Source organism: Lactobacillus sp. PV037, assembly GCF_014522345.1.
Lineage (GTDB): Bacteria > Bacillota > Bacilli > Lactobacillales > Lactobacillaceae > Lactobacillus.
The window spans coordinates 167,996-182,546 of sequence record NZ_CP041987.1 but is presented as its reverse complement, the minus strand read 5'-3'; the positions used below and the strand labels follow the sequence as shown (position 1 = coordinate 182,546).

Below are 14,551 nucleotides of genomic sequence, written 5' to 3'. Positions count from 1 at the left end.
CTCAATTTTCACTTAATTCAATTGATCAATGTGTTCTTTAATTTTTTCTGCAGAAGCTTGTAACTTCTCGTTTTCTTCCTTACTTAAAGGTAACTTAATAATTCTTTCAACACCATTTTTTCCAATAATTGCTGGATAACCAATGTAACTTTCTACTTCTTCTAAGTAAACTGAGGTTGGTGCAAATAAACGTGCGTTGCTAAATACTGCTTGTGCTAATCTTACTCCACAAGTTGCAATTGCATAACTAGTATAACCTTTTCCCTTAGCTACTTTGAAAGAATTTTTATTTGGTTGAGCACTTAATTGAGCTAATTCTTCTTTAGTAAATAATTCTGTTGCACTTTCGCCATTTACTCGCACAGTTGACCAAGCAGTGAACTGGCTACTACCATGTTCTCCTAATACAAAACCTTCAACATTACGAGGATCTTCATGAAGCTTTTCCCCAACAATTCTCTGCATTCTGGCTGTATCTAAAAATGTTCCTGTACCAAACACTTGCGCTTTGGAAAGTCCTGTACTCTTTTGCAATAAAGCACAGACTGCATCACAAGGATTAGAAATATTAATTAAAATTCCTTTGAATCCCGATGCCTTAATTTTTTCACCAACTTCTTTTGCATTGGCAGCATTAATTTCAAATTCACCGAAACGATCTCCAGTTTCAACAGTTGCTTTAATGTCTCCAAATGCAGTAATAATTACATCAGTATCTTTTAACTCATCCCAATCTTGAGCCACTACATCAACATAGTAATTATTTCTTGCTAGTGTATCTCTTAAATCATTATATTCTGCTTCTGCTTTACCTTCATTTTTATCAAGTAAAACAAGCTTATCAACAATTCCATGAGTAAACAAAGTGTAGGCGACTGTTGCCCCAACATGTCCTAAGCCAATAACTGCTGCTTTTCTCATACGCATTCATCCTTTCCTTAAATCTGGCCATGAACTTTGACGTATCTATATTATACAACTTTTAATTTAAAATTATACATTTTTTAATAAAAATCTATTAGTTATTTAACCAAATTAACTCAATCTACTTTTTAAAATATCTCGATACTTCTTCTTAAAATTCTGCAATTTTAAATCACTATCTAAGACATTTGTAATTATTGCTTCCAATACATTAATTACTTTTTCCTTTTGACAGTCGATAAAGCAATCTGCTTCCATTCCTACTCTTCTTCCAAGTTCTCGACCTAAGGTTACTATCTTTACACCCTCATGCTTAGCAATTTGAACCTGTTTAACTAATTCAAATGATATTTCTTCAGGCTCAATTACGAGTAAAACATCTTTTGACTTTAAGTGTAATGTCTGCGCTAAACTAATTTTTGGATTAGCTACTCCTAAAGCAAAAATTCCATTTTTATTAAGCAATTCTATTATTTTATCCTGTAATTTTTCTGATGCTCCCACAATTTGCACTAAGGCGGCATCTCTAAAAATTGAAACAAGGTTATCCTTTTCAAAAGTTGGTAAATCATTAAAAACCTTTGAAATTGAACCCTTATTCATCAGATTCTTGTTGCCTAGTTGTTCTCTTAGTTGGACAAAACTACTAAGCCCCAATTTTTCACAAAACTCAGTAACAGTGCTTTCACTTACCTGAAGAAACTGAGCAAATTCTGATAAGTTCATTTCTGCTACTTTCGATGGGTTTGCTAAAATTACCCGTGCAATTTTTTGGTCTTCAGCAGGAAGTGTCCCCAATTCTTGATAGATCATATTTAAAATTTCTTGCATGTCGATACCTCTTTTTATACAAAAAAAGAGATCAGGCATCGCCTAATCTCTAAAATATTGGGTTAGCTGGATTCGAACCAGCGCATGACGGTACCAAAAACCGTTGCCTTACCACTTGGCTATAACCCACTGTATTGAGCTTTTACTTGTTGCCCAATGCAACCAATTAAGTTAAATACTTAACAAATAATATAATACTCTTTTTCGTAAAATTGTCAATAAAAAATTATAAATCATTTCCCGATAGGAATAGGTGAAATTTTAATGATTATTTTAAATAATTTTTTCTTCAACTAGCCCAATCTTTATAATTTTCGCCTTTACAGTCTTACTTGCCTTTTTGCCTGGCTGTATTTGTCTAACACTAAAGGCACCCTTTTTACCTTTAAGCTTTTTAGCAGAAATGAATACTTTTAAGTGGGAAGACTTTGCTTTCTTAGAGAGAATGGTTTTTCCATTATAAGAAAACACTACTTTGGCCTTCTTTGCTACTTGTAATTTATAGGTGATTCCTTTTTTAGTATGGCTAATATAATTAACCGAAGGAATTTGACTCATTCTTTCAGCCTTAGTAGTCTTAGCACTAACTTGAGTAGTATTATTAGCCATAATACTGCCTGCACCTAATAATGCTATGCTTGCTGTTATAACTAATAGATTCTTTTTCATAATTTTCCTCACTTATTGCAGGATTTGGAGTCTACTGTTAAGTTGAATTTTTCAGCTACAGCATCCCCAATTGCCAGCACATAAAAAATGGCCATTACAATGTAGATTGTACCCATAATATACATCTCTAATCTTGTATCTGGGTAATTAAGTAAACTAATCACTGTTAAAATTAGCGCAATAGCTAATTCGATCTTTACTTTTTTCAACATCATAATGACCTCCTTCTTTAATTAACTTTAGTATAGTTTATTCCACCTAAATCAGTTAAAATTTTGCTTACTGGTCTGATGGATTAGACTTTCTTTTTCTTAACATCCAACGAGTAATTGAAATAATGTAATATGCTATTACAATTACCCAGGCAATTCCCATAATGGTTCTGAGAATTGCGCTTTGGGGATGCCAAAAGATATTGAGTAAAAAGAAAATTATTGCTATTAAATTAAAAGACTTTTCTCTAAAATTAGGTTTATTTTCCATGTTTTCCTCCTTTGTGAGATGACTTCATTATATATAAGTTTTATTAAAGATGAACAACTTTTCCTAAGTGGTCGTTTTTCTTTCTTATTCTGCTAATAAAAAAGAAGATTACTCTTCTCTTTAAAAATTACTTTCCACCAACTGTATTAATTGTACTTCAGACTTCAACTTAATTTTTCTACTACTAAGTTAAAGATTTATCTAATTTCCTCAAATACATATTTAACTTTTTATTATAAGAAAACATCGCCCAACACATAATTAAAAAAATTATTAAATATATTCCTACAAATAACCAAATGGTATTCGGAGCAGTTGGCTGGACCAATTGCAACGACATATCATGCCAAGCATGTAAAACTATGCACCAAGACAAGTTATTCGTTACCATGTGAATATAAGCGTAGAGTATTCCCAAATCTGCTGCCATTATAATTTGAATAGCGGTAGTTGATGCAGGTTGCACAAATAAATTGAACCCATGACCAATCCCAAAAATAATTGCAGAGCAGACTCCTGCTAAAAAAAGAATATTTTTACTTTTAAAAAATAAGGCTATTAAAGCATTAAATATAACTCCTCGGAAAATAAACTCTTCAATAAAGGCAATTACAATCGCCGTAATTATAATTTTAGTTAATTGTTCACCTGGTATCTTAAATAAGGCTAACTTACCACTTGAAGCTAGCAATATTTCTAAAACTAAAAATATTCCAAAAACTATGCTGGAAAATTGATGATGAAATTTAATTTTTTCTAAAAAAACACGTACTGTTTTCATCACCCCATAAGATACACCACAAATTACTATTGCTCCAAATAGTAACACGGCTATTTTAAAGCTTTCGTTTTTGGGGAATACCTCACTTACCAAAGGATAGACCTCATAGAATGCTATTAATGAAATCGCTGTACCAATTAAAAAGATAAAAGTCTTTCTTCGTAATTTAGGATTTTTTAGATTAAATTTTAATGCCATTGCTAACATAATATCTCTCTACTCCTTATAAAAATAGGTCAAGAAAAATCTTGACCTCTTAAGTGAACTAAAGCAAGATTGGATCCATATGATTTTAAATTATCGCTAAACATGCTACTCTACAATCAATTTTATCCAATTGTTATACCTATACTTTTTATGCTTTTTTCCATCTTTTTCCTCACTTAATTTACTTCAAGCCAACTTTCTTTATAATTAAATTTATTTAGCAATTCTTTCATTTCTTTTTTCTTAGTACGTGAATATGGCTCTATATCACCATTTACAAACTCAACAAGTTTATTTTTCAAATCGATTGTCTTAATATTTTGCGGATTAACAAGACATGACTGACTTATTTTAACTAACATTGGATTTTCTTTTTCATACTGGTTAATTGTTCCAATGAAATCTGCCTTTCCCATAGTTTTCTTTAACAACAAACGATGGGGCAAATCAGACGTTACAATACAAATAACATCATCAATTCGAATATTATTAATACGACGTCCTACTTTATAAGAAAAAGTATATCTTTTAATTTTATTAAATTGATCTAAATTTGCCATCGCCTTCTTTAAAGCTTTCATGATTCTTTTCTTTAATTTCTGCGTATCAGAAGTCTTAATAATATAATCAACTGGCCCTAAATATCTTTCAAAAGTAATCAGAGACAAATCTTCATGGCTAGTCACAAATATAATTTGCGCTCTTTCATCACGTTTTTTAATCAATTCTGCTAAGTCAAATCCTGTATTAGAATCTGTCTTATTTTCTAATTCAACATCTAAAAAATAGATTCCACTACTAATTCTTCCTTCAGTAATTCCCTCCATTGCTCCTTGATAAGACTCATAAGTGATTAAATTGAATTTTACTTCTTTTTCATCAGAAAGATACATCTCTGCAACTTCCATAATATTCTTAAGATTAGTAATTTGTTCTTGCTCATCATCGCAAATAAATACTGAATATTTCATTTTAATTCTCACTTTCTTGCCAATCCTTAAATGGTACAATTACTAAATTAAAGATAAAATAGTCTTCATTATACCCATAATCAATCAATACATTTTTACGATACTTTTTGGCAATTTCTTTCACATTAGCTAACCCAATTCCTAAATGATCTTTTTTAGTTGTGTAACCTTTTTGACTAATTTTTTTAGTATTTTCTTGACTAAGAACTTTATTTCTTATTTCAAATTCAAACGTCCCATCTTCTTCAAGATACATTGCGGCTACAAAAGGTTTTTGATTCTTATTACGCATTTCTAAACTTGCTTCAATCGCATTATCAAAAGCAATTCCAATTATTCTAGTAATATCTAGTTCGTTAACACCTTTCGGCAAGTTTGTAACATCCTTTACACAATCAAAGCTATAATCAATCTTCAAATTATAAAGCTTCGCAAGCTTTGCAATAGCGATGCTTTTTAATCCCTCAGCCTTTACATGATTAATTCCTTTATATTTTCGCAGAGCTTTATTATTAATCTGAGAATTTGTATATTGATCTAATTTTTTAATTAGTTCATTTGCATTATCATTTTCCGCACTTACTCGCAAACTATTTAAAATATTTTGATAATCATGTTTGAACTTACGCAATTCATCTTCATTCTTATCAAGATATTCTGCATATTCTTTCAGTTTTGCATATTCTTCATTAATTTTCTGATTTTCAATTTTTAGTTGTTTAAGTTGTGCTTCTTTTTGTTCCTGTTTTGCTTTATTAAGGATATTCTTTCGAGTCCTTACAGCTACAATATACATTCCTATTAAGAAAATTAATTGGACTAAAAATATAAAAGTAGACAGCTTTGCACTTTCAGATAGATTATTTAATTTTAGGATATTTTGATATATAAAACTTACTGTAATATAAATATATAAATTTAACAGTAAAAATAAATACTTATTTTGATTTGTAACCAAATTATTCAAATAATTCTTAAATTTTAATATGAGTGTTAGAACTATTAAAGCTACTATTATTACATCTATATCAAAAAATGATTCTTTCAGTGGAATAATATCATCAATTATATTTCCTATTATTGATATTCCCAAATCAATGTTACTTACTAAGAGCAAGGTATTAATTAAATCAACCTTTGAAAAATATTTTTTGTAAAAGAAAAAATATAACCCCCAGCTTATCATTTCAATTGTATTATCTAAATAATCATTTCCTCCATGATAAAATTGCCACAACGATAAACCGCTTAAAAGCAAAATAATAATGCCAATTGACAGAAGGTCTCTTTTATCAACTCTTATTTTTAAAATAGTTGCTATAGAAATAAAATCTAAACATATTATAAAAATAGGCTGCAACCAGAATAAAATCAAGATATAATTTTTCAATTACCTCCCCCCAAAGAACATTCTCTTTTTCTTTCTATTATTAATAACCGCAAAACTATTAATAAATCCTAAATTCATAAATAAATTAAAAATAAGCATCTTTTTCTCCTTTTTTCAGACTAATTTTCATTAAACTTCTTTAATATATCTTACCGTATCTTTACTTTAATATACTTAATTTTTCTTAAATGGTCATTTTTTCATCTTATTTGTTATAGTTACTAATTAAGACACAAAATTAACCTCTTAAGAAAACTTTCCCCATTCGAAACATTCTTCACTATACTTAATTTGTAATTGATTTTTTAAGGAGATTTTTATGAAAAAGAAAACAACTATCGGAATGCTAACAGCCATAACAAGTACTTTATTACTCGGTTTTAATAAACCTCTTTCAGTTAAAGCTACCACTTGGAATCCTACTCCTATTACAAATTATCGATATCAAAAAGCAACGGCCTACTATCTCGATAAATCTACTTCTTCCCATTACAAAGAAGTTTGGCAAAAAGCTGTTAATGGATGGAAAGCCAACGGATTTAATTGGAAAGCCGCTTCTTCTCATTCTAAAACTACATTAAGCAGTTATAACGGAACTGATAATCTTAATGTAGCAGGTTATGACAATGTAGATTATGATTCATCTACAGGGCAAATTATTTCAAACGATGTTCGAATAAATCGCGCTGTATTCAATAAATATGGCTACACTTTAGACCAACAAGTTAATGTTGCAGAACACGAACTGGGACATGCGCTTGGATTAAATCATAATGCCTCTAATAGTATTTCTGTAATGAATCCCGCTAATCGGTACTACAATATTAAGAGTGTAGATGTTAATGGCATGAAAAAACGCTATTCTACTCAAGCATCGTTTGACAGTGTACCAGGTACCCCTCAAATTGTTCATCTTCACATTGTAGATTTAGTTACTCCAACCATTAACCGTATTTCTTACCACTATGATTCAAAATCAAAAGCCATTATAATTTCAGGAAAAGCTATTAATGTAAAAAAAGTAGCTATTCTTTACAACAATAAGACTGTCAAACAGATAGTTCCTAAATCTAATGGCGATTTTTCAGCAAAGATTTCTTTTAAAGGCTATAAAAACTTTAAACTTCTTGGCTTAGATAAACATGACCAGAAAGTAACTTCTACTAAAACTTTTACTGCAGATGATTACGCAGCAAAAAAACCTGAGATTACTAAAATCTCTCACACAAACAAAGGGATTACCTATAAACTCAGTACCCTACCAAAGTCTTCATTAACTTTTTACTACCAAGGGAAAAAATTCCTTACTCAAAAAACTTCCTCTACTGAGACTACTGTTTTTATTTCAAAAAGTAAATTAAAGGGGAAGAAAAATTACTTTATTATCAAACAAACTTCAAAAAATAAAAAACAAAGTCAAGGAATTAAAGGAAAAATTATTAAGCAAGGAACCATTACAGAAAAAATATTCTAATTTATTCCTTTTTTACAAAAAATGGTACTTTCGTTATTTCTTTATAATGGTATCGACTTCTTTCTGTAATCTTTCTGCAACATTCCCCCTGTAATATATAACTTGTCAATTAAAGAACAAGTAATTAATTTTTATTAAATTTACAAGGAGAGAAAAGTTTTGAATCAGTTTAAGTCAGTATTAGTTAAATTATCAGCCGGTGTTGCTCTTACAATTGGTTTAGGTGCAGCAGTTACTGCAACTCAACCTGCAACTAACGCTCAAGCAGCTACTACTCTTAAAACAGTTGGAACTATCAAGATTTCTAACAAGAATGGTACGCAAATTTGGACTAACTACCAAGGCGGTAAGACTACTGGTTCAAAAGCTCTTTACAATGCTAAGTACAAAGTTACTGGTACTGCCACTGATCAACAAGGTCGTAGCTGGTACGCAATCGGCACTAATCAATGGATTTTAGCTTCTAATACTAAGAAAGTCACTAAAAAGACTCCTAAGAAAGCTAAGACTACCACTACAAAGAAGACCGTTTCTCAAGCACCTTCAAATGCAGAAACTGCAGCTAAAAACTGGATTGCAATGCGTGAATCTGGTGGTTCATACAGCGCACGTAATGGTCAATACATTGGTAAATATCAATTAGCTGCAAGTTACCTACACGGCGACTACTCTGCTGCAAACCAAGAACGCGTTGCTAACAACTATGTAAAATCCCGTTACGGTTCTTGGGTAAATGCTAAGAACTTCTGGGTTAGCCACGGTTGGTACTAAAAACAACAATAAAAAAGATGCCCTAGGGCATCTTTTTTATCTTTTAGACTTATTTTTGTAATTCTTTCGCAATATTTTTCTTGTATTATGTATTCAACAATTATTTAAAGGAGAGATTATTTGAATCGTTTCAACTCACTATTAGTTAAAGTATCAGCAGGTATTATGCTTAGTGCTACTGGGATTATTTCTACCCAAGCACTTACTTTCCCTCAAGCTAAAGCTGCTACAACTTCTAGAATAACTATTTCCAATAAGGATGGAGCTGAAATTTGGACTAACTATCAAGCTGGAAACAATACTGGTTTAAAAGCTTTTTATCACGCAAAATATAAAATTATTGGAACAGCTACTGACCAAGAGGGCCGTCAATGGTACGCAATTGGTTATAAGCAATGGATTTTAGCTTCTGATACTAAAAAATTTCTTCTAGCTCAACTACGTCTTATGACTTTAATATCAAGCTAGATTCTACTACTTCTTCATCTAGCTCAACTAAAAAATCCACTTCTTCTACTAATTCTAGTTATACTTCAAATCTTTCAAGGAGTGAAGCAGCTGCTAAAGCATGGATTGCGATGCATGAATCAAGTAATTCTTACACTGCTAAAAATGGTAAATATATTGGTAAATATCAACTAGATTCAAGCTACTTAAATGGTGACTACTCAGCTGCCAATCAAGAACGTGTAGCTGATAATTATGTTAAATCTCGCTATGGTTCTTGGGTAAATGCCAAGAAATTCTGGGAAAATCATAATTGGTATTAATTTAGCAAAAGAAAAAGGCATTGCGTCATTTAAAACGCAATGCCTTTTTTCTTACTTTCTACCAAACAAATAATCCAATCATTGAGGCTGAAAGAAGTGATACTAAAATTCCTGAAAGAAGTAAATAAGTTACGTTCTTAGAAATTAAAGTGCTCTTTTCTTTGTCAACTAATCCCTTAAATGCTCCAATAATCATTCCAATAGTAGAGAAGTTTGCAAAACTTGTTAAGAAAGCTGTTAACACAGCTTGATAGTGGGGACTGTAATGGGCAATCTTCTTAGTAACTTGCCCCATTACCACAAATTCATTTGTTACAAGCTTAGTACCCATATTCTGAGCAAAATCAAATGCTTGATCAAATGGGAGCCCCATTAACCAGGCAAATGGATACATAATAATCCCTAATAAGTGCTCTAAAGAAAGCCATGGATTAACAAATCCTAATATCTTATTAATTAAATCTGCTAAAGCTACAAATGCAATAACATTAGCAGTAATAATCAAGATTAATTTTCCTGCTCCAATAATTGAATCACCTAAGAAGGAGAAGAAAGGTTCTTTTTCGGGCTTACCTTCTTTATTCACATCCCCAATTTCTTCCTCAGCTACTGCTGAACTACTACTCATTGTTTCAATAGTATCTTCTTTAGGGCTTACATTAATTGGATTTAGCATTGCCGTAACAATTAACGCATTGATTACATTAACTGGTACAGCTGTCAAAATATATTGTGCTGGCATCATTTCAGTATAAGATCCGATAATTGAAGCTGTTACACAACTCATTGACATCATTGCTAAAGTTAAATTACGTTGTGCACTAATCTTTTTTAATTGAAGAGATGATACAGCCAGTGCTTCTGTATTTCCTAAAAACATCATTTCTACTGAGAAAAATGATTCAAACTTTGGCTGTCCGGTTAATTTGGATAATCCTTTTCCAATCCACTTAATAACCCATGGTAATACCCCAATATAGGTCAAAATATCAAATAATGGAACAACCATTAAAATTGGCATCAATACTTGGAAGAACCAATCGACTGACTTATTATTGATTTGATTTGGGAAGGCAAACTTGATTCCTTCATAAGCAACATCCATTAAGCCGTTAAACCCTGCTGCTGCTCCACTAACAATTGCTCTTCCGACTGAAAAACTTGTCAAAAACCAAGCCAAAACTAAGTTGAAAATTACCATCGTGATAATTCCACGCCACTTAATTTCTTTTCGATTTTTTGAACATAGCCAACCAATTAGTAAAAATATTGCAACTCCTAAAATATTAATGGCTAAATACACTGGTTCCACCTCTCTAGTTAATCTACAACTGTTAAACCTTTTTTAAAAATATAACCTTTTTTCTATCAGATTTCAATATTAGTTTTAAAAATAATTATTATTTTTTCTACAAAAAAATCGTCCTCAAATAAGGACGATTTATAATATTAAATTTTAGTACCAACCGTTTGCTTGCCAGAAACTTTGTGCTGCAGTCCATGAGCCGTAACGTGACTTAACATAGTTATCAGCAACACGTTCTTGGTTTGCGGCAGAGTAGTCACCATTTAAGTAACTTGCAGATAATTGGTATTTACCAACATATTGACCATTAGTTGCAGAGTATGAACCACCAGATTCACGATTTGCAATCCAAGCCTTAGCAGCTGCTTCACTGCCACTTACACTTGAAGTGTATGAACTTGATGAAGTTGAAGTAGTTGCATTGTTTGATGAACTTGCATTTGAAGTGTAAGTTGAAGTTGAGTAGTTACTTGTAGATGCGTTATTAGCGTTAGTATTAGTAGAAGTTGTGTGCTTAGAAGCTGCTTTGTAACTACCTACAACGTGGTAACCAGCAACAGTTTCTGAAGCTTTAACCCATTGGTTAAGACCTAAGTCATACCATTTATTTCCTTGTGCATCATATGCGGAATCAATAACTTTCCATGAAGTAGCATGTGCTAAAATTTGACCAGTTGAAGCTGAGTAATCTGAAGCACTACGCTTAACAGTTGCACCTTTAGCAACGTTGATAGTTACAACACTAGGATCGTTTGCAGTTACTGCAGCTTGAGCATGGTCATTAGTACTTGTAGCTGCAAGAGTAAGTCCTGCTGCTACCATACCTGCAGCAAAAGTTTTAGATAGGATAGATTTAAAATTGATGGATTTAAAATTCTTCAAAATAAAAAGTCTCCTTTAAAATTAATTCCTAATTCAATTCTTGAATCAACATAGTTTAATAATTAATTGATTTTGTTTTGCGTTGATTCATTTGACATCGTCTATAATACATAGTTCATGTTGCACCAACGTGACACAATCAAGTTTTAATATTAAGGAAACGCATGTTTTTGTTACATTGGTGTAACATTATAACTTTTTGTAATGTCATAGCAATATTGTTACAATTCTGTAATAATTCATATAGAAAAAAGAAGGATATTACTATCCTTCTTGCTTAATGTATATTTTCTGCTGGCCAACCTGCTTCTTCAATCCTAATTTTTCCATTTTCTTCACTCATTTTTACATAAGCACAATTCTTAAATCCAGAAAATTCTAGCTCTTCTTTATACTTTCTGACATATTGTCCCAAAATATCACCATGTCCCACTACTAAAACCGTTTCTCCGTCCCTAGTTTGACTAAATACTTCTTGCATCCCTCTTTCCATCCGCTCTACTACCGCACTATCTTTTTCCATAGTTGGTTCAAAATCTCTCTCTAAGCCGCGATTCCAAGGTAATAAAAATTCATCTTGGCCTTCATAAATACCATAATCTTTTTCACGCAGATTTTTTAAACGCTTGTAAGGTAAGGAATTATGAGTAATAAGTTCTAAAGTATCATTTGCACGTTCTTGCGTAGAAGTGAAAGCTCGATCAAATTTTATATTATTTTTTTCAAAAAACTTTCCTGCTGCTAAAGCTTGTCTTTTTCCTAATTCTGTTAATGGTGAATCTATTCGCCCTTGCGTTTTGTGCCGAAAATTAAAAAGAGTTTGTCCGTGTCTCACTAAATAGATAGTTTTTACCATAATTTATCCTCATTTCATTATCTTTTCAATTAATCTTACCGACAAAAAATACTCCAAGCAAGTTTTTTCAGATTGTGGTATATTTAACTAAGAATATTAGAAAAAGAGGGAAAGTTATGACTAAATATACTGTAGAATTAACTGAAGAAGATATTCAAATGATTAAGGATTGTCACTCCAAGAATCCTTCAATCATGAAGGCCATGCAAGAAGCTAAAGAAGTTAAATAATCAAAAAGGTCGTGTCTATTAAATAAATAGCACGACCTTTTAATTTATTCATCATTCAATTTTTGCTCAAATTCAAGTGCATCTCTCAAAAAGCTGCTAACTAATTCCAATTGCTTAGGAGTATATTTATCAGTAAACTTCTTCATCATCTGTGTCTGCATTTTGCAATGCAACTCATCGTGAGCTTGAGCCACTTCTCGTCCCTTATCTGTAAGTGTGTAGTAAATATTTTTTTTATTTCCATTTTTTTTACAAGTAGTAATTAAATCATACTCACATAATTTCTTACTAGCACGACTTACTCCACCACGTGTTAAATTTAGACTGCAAGCTAGATCATTTCCCGTCTTAGATCCCTCTTCTAAGTCTGATAAAATATGCAACGCTCCTATAGAAAGCTTACTAATTGGCTCTTTTAGTTCACATCTATTCAAATGATTAGCAATCCAGGTTTGCTCCTGAGTACTATGAGTATTATCCCTAGTTAAGCGAATGTTCTTTATTGCATCATACACATCTTTTTCTGGGCTAGACATTTTCAACACCCTTTCTAATTCTTACTTCCTACTTAATAATATTTTATCAGATTAGACAGGAAAACCCATTTGTATTCCAAATGGGTTCGAAGAAAGATTCATTTTATTAGGCTAGAACATTTTTGCCTTTTCATCTGCTTCTTTCAAAGCAGCATCTAAGATGTCTTGGCGCTTATCAGGCATCATATCAGCACCTTCAATAAAGATGTGATTTACATCAGTAATGCCATAGAAGTTCATTTCATAATCAAGGTAGTTAGTACCAAAGTCGTCTTTAGCTGCTGGATCATCAAAACCATTTGCATGGTATAAACCACCAGCTGCTTGAATGTGCATAACTTTCTTTTCAGGTAATAAACCAATTACACTACCATCTGGAGCATATTTGAAAGTCTTGTGAGTAACAGCAGTTACATCAAGATAAGCCTTCATTTGTGCTGGCATAAAGTGATTCCACATTGGATTAATGAAAACATATTTATCTGCATTCACGAATTCATCAAGCCATGCGTTATGACGAGTAAGAACATCCTTTTCTTCATCATTTAATGGCATACCGTTCTTTTCTTTCTTCCAAGCTGCGAAAGTCACATCGTTTAATGGTGGAACTTCTTCACCATCAAATAAGTCACGAATCACTACTTCATCATCTGGATGACTTTCTTGATACTTCTTGATAAATTCGTCACCTACTGTCAAAGATAAACTATCATCAGTATGTGGATGTGCCTTAATAACTAATACTTTACTCATTGGAATCAATTCCTTTCTCTATTTATTAATCTCTTTTTTGTTGCTTATCAACATTACAATACTTATTATATTCCTTTATTGTTGCTTGTCAACAATAAAAGCCAAAAAAATAAAAAGATTTCTCTTTTTATCCTTGTGTAGCAGAAAAAGGTAAGTCAATTACTGCTTCTTCTAAAATATGACCCTTACTTTTATATAAAAATTCATTTAGCCAGTACGCATGTGGTAGATCTAACTTAGAATCTAAGGCATAGACTCTTAAAGTATATTTATGAACTCCTGATGGTGGTTGTGGGCCAGTATAACCAACTGGTGAACCAGAATTTAATGGTAAAAACTTACTTCGATTACTATTAGAACCTTGCACCATTTCAAAAGGTTCCTTTCGACTGGCATCTGCGGGAATTTCTCTAACATCACCTGGGATGTTTGCGGCTAACCAGTGAATCCAAGCAAAGCCACAAACAGGCACAGAATCAAAGTCGTTCATAAAAATTGCAAACGTCTTGGTTCCCGCAGGAACATCGCTAATCTTAATTGGAAATGATTTTGCAGGCTTGCCATTAATACGATCTTCTTCAGGAGCAAAAGAACCGTACTCACCTGCTAATAAACCATTAACTAAAGGTACTTGAATTTTCATATTTTTCCTTCTTTCTAATCTTATAGTAGAAAAAGGAAAATATTTTTTCAAATAAAAAACTCCTAGCTAGTTGC

18 protein-coding genes and 1 tRNA gene are annotated in these 14,551 nt (G+C 31.9%); 4 read left to right on the top strand and 15 right to left on the bottom strand.

Features of this window, described 5'->3' with window-relative positions; genetic code table 11:
* Positions 1-12 precede the first annotated feature (12 nt).
* From FP435_RS01455 to FP435_RS01415, 9 genes are all read right to left on the bottom strand, one after another.
* On the bottom strand, positions 13-921 hold the full coding sequence (locus FP435_RS01455) for an L-lactate dehydrogenase (protein WP_265483989.1): 909 nt from the start codon (positions 919-921) through the stop codon (positions 13-15).
* A gap of 114 nt (positions 922-1,035) precedes the next feature.
* Positions 1,036-1,755, bottom strand: a complete 720-nt coding sequence (locus FP435_RS01450; protein ID WP_265483987.1) for a MurR/RpiR family transcriptional regulator — start codon at positions 1,753-1,755, stop codon at positions 1,036-1,038.
* Positions 1,756-1,812: 57 nt separating this feature from the next.
* Positions 1,813-1,884, bottom strand: a tRNA-Gln gene (locus FP435_RS01445).
* 144 nt (positions 1,885-2,028) lie between these two features.
* The gene (locus FP435_RS01440) at positions 2,029-2,424 is read right to left on the bottom strand and encodes a hypothetical protein (protein ID WP_265483986.1); all 396 of its coding nucleotides are present in this window, start codon (positions 2,422-2,424) and stop codon (positions 2,029-2,031) included.
* Between the two features lie 8 nt (positions 2,425-2,432).
* Positions 2,433-2,639 carry a hypothetical protein gene (locus tag FP435_RS01435; RefSeq protein ID WP_265483985.1) on the bottom strand — a complete coding sequence of 69 codons (207 nt, stop codon included), beginning with the start codon at positions 2,637-2,639 and terminating at the stop codon, positions 2,433-2,435.
* A gap of 64 nt (positions 2,640-2,703) precedes the next feature.
* On the bottom strand, positions 2,704-2,907 hold the full coding sequence (locus FP435_RS01430; protein WP_265483984.1) for a hypothetical protein: 204 nt from the start codon (positions 2,905-2,907) through the stop codon (positions 2,704-2,706).
* A 184-nt stretch (positions 2,908-3,091) separates the two neighbouring features.
* On the bottom strand, positions 3,092-3,895 hold the full coding sequence (locus FP435_RS01425; RefSeq protein ID WP_265483983.1) for a CPBP family intramembrane glutamic endopeptidase: 804 nt from the start codon (positions 3,893-3,895) through the stop codon (positions 3,092-3,094).
* A gap of 176 nt (positions 3,896-4,071) precedes the next feature.
* Positions 4,072-4,866 carry a LytR/AlgR family response regulator transcription factor gene (locus tag FP435_RS01420; protein WP_265483982.1) on the bottom strand — a complete coding sequence of 265 codons (795 nt, stop codon included), beginning with the start codon at positions 4,864-4,866 and terminating at the stop codon, positions 4,072-4,074.
* A gap of 1 nt (position 4,867) precedes the next feature.
* Entirely contained in the window at positions 4,868-6,256 is a 1,389-nt protein-coding gene (locus FP435_RS01415) for a GHKL domain-containing protein (protein WP_265483981.1), read from the bottom strand.
* A gap of 319 nt (positions 6,257-6,575) precedes the next feature.
* On the opposite strand from FP435_RS01415, the gene FP435_RS01410 reads away from it, so the two are divergent.
* The 4 genes from FP435_RS01410 (at position 6,576) to FP435_RS01395 (ending at position 9,271) form a co-directional block, all read left to right on the top strand.
* Positions 6,576-7,730 carry a matrixin family metalloprotease gene (locus FP435_RS01410; protein ID WP_265483980.1) on the top strand — a complete coding sequence of 385 codons (1,155 nt, stop codon included), beginning with the start codon at positions 6,576-6,578 and terminating at the stop codon, positions 7,728-7,730.
* Between the two features lie 159 nt (positions 7,731-7,889).
* Positions 7,890-8,501, top strand: coding sequence for a peptidoglycan-binding protein LysM (locus FP435_RS01405; protein WP_265483979.1), 612 nt, complete (start codon positions 7,890-7,892; stop codon positions 8,499-8,501).
* A 120-nt stretch (positions 8,502-8,621) separates the two neighbouring features.
* Positions 8,622-8,969: a hypothetical protein gene (locus FP435_RS01400; protein WP_265483978.1), complete on the top strand. Its 348-nt coding sequence runs from the start codon at positions 8,622-8,624 to the stop codon at positions 8,967-8,969.
* A 110-nt stretch (positions 8,970-9,079) separates the two neighbouring features.
* On the top strand, positions 9,080-9,271 hold the full coding sequence (locus FP435_RS01395) for a hypothetical protein (RefSeq protein ID WP_265483977.1): 192 nt from the start codon (positions 9,080-9,082) through the stop codon (positions 9,269-9,271).
* Between the two features lie 58 nt (positions 9,272-9,329).
* Here FP435_RS01395 and FP435_RS01390 read toward each other — a convergent pair whose 3' ends face one another.
* The 6 genes from FP435_RS01390 to FP435_RS01365 form a co-directional block, all read right to left on the bottom strand.
* Positions 9,330-10,574, bottom strand: coding sequence for a NupC/NupG family nucleoside CNT transporter (locus tag FP435_RS01390; protein ID WP_265483976.1), 1,245 nt, complete (start codon positions 10,572-10,574; stop codon positions 9,330-9,332).
* Positions 10,575-10,727: 153 nt separating this feature from the next.
* Positions 10,728-11,441: a hypothetical protein gene (locus FP435_RS01385; RefSeq protein WP_265484619.1), complete on the bottom strand. Its 714-nt coding sequence runs from the start codon at positions 11,439-11,441 to the stop codon at positions 10,728-10,730.
* A 295-nt stretch (positions 11,442-11,736) separates the two neighbouring features.
* Positions 11,737-12,315 carry a histidine phosphatase family protein gene (locus tag FP435_RS01380; protein WP_265483975.1) on the bottom strand — a complete coding sequence of 193 codons (579 nt, stop codon included), beginning with the start codon at positions 12,313-12,315 and terminating at the stop codon, positions 11,737-11,739.
* 274 nt (positions 12,316-12,589) lie between these two features.
* On the bottom strand, positions 12,590-13,081 hold the full coding sequence (locus FP435_RS01375) for a winged helix DNA-binding protein (RefSeq protein ID WP_265483974.1): 492 nt from the start codon (positions 13,079-13,081) through the stop codon (positions 12,590-12,592).
* 111 nt (positions 13,082-13,192) lie between these two features.
* Positions 13,193-13,834 (bottom strand): FMN-dependent NADH-azoreductase, encoded by a 642-nt coding sequence (locus tag FP435_RS01370; protein WP_265483973.1) that lies wholly within the window; start codon positions 13,832-13,834, stop codon positions 13,193-13,195.
* Positions 13,835-13,961: 127 nt separating this feature from the next.
* Entirely contained in the window at positions 13,962-14,477 is a 516-nt protein-coding gene (locus tag FP435_RS01365) for a YbhB/YbcL family Raf kinase inhibitor-like protein (RefSeq protein WP_265483972.1), read from the bottom strand.
* Positions 14,478-14,551 lie beyond the last annotated feature (74 nt).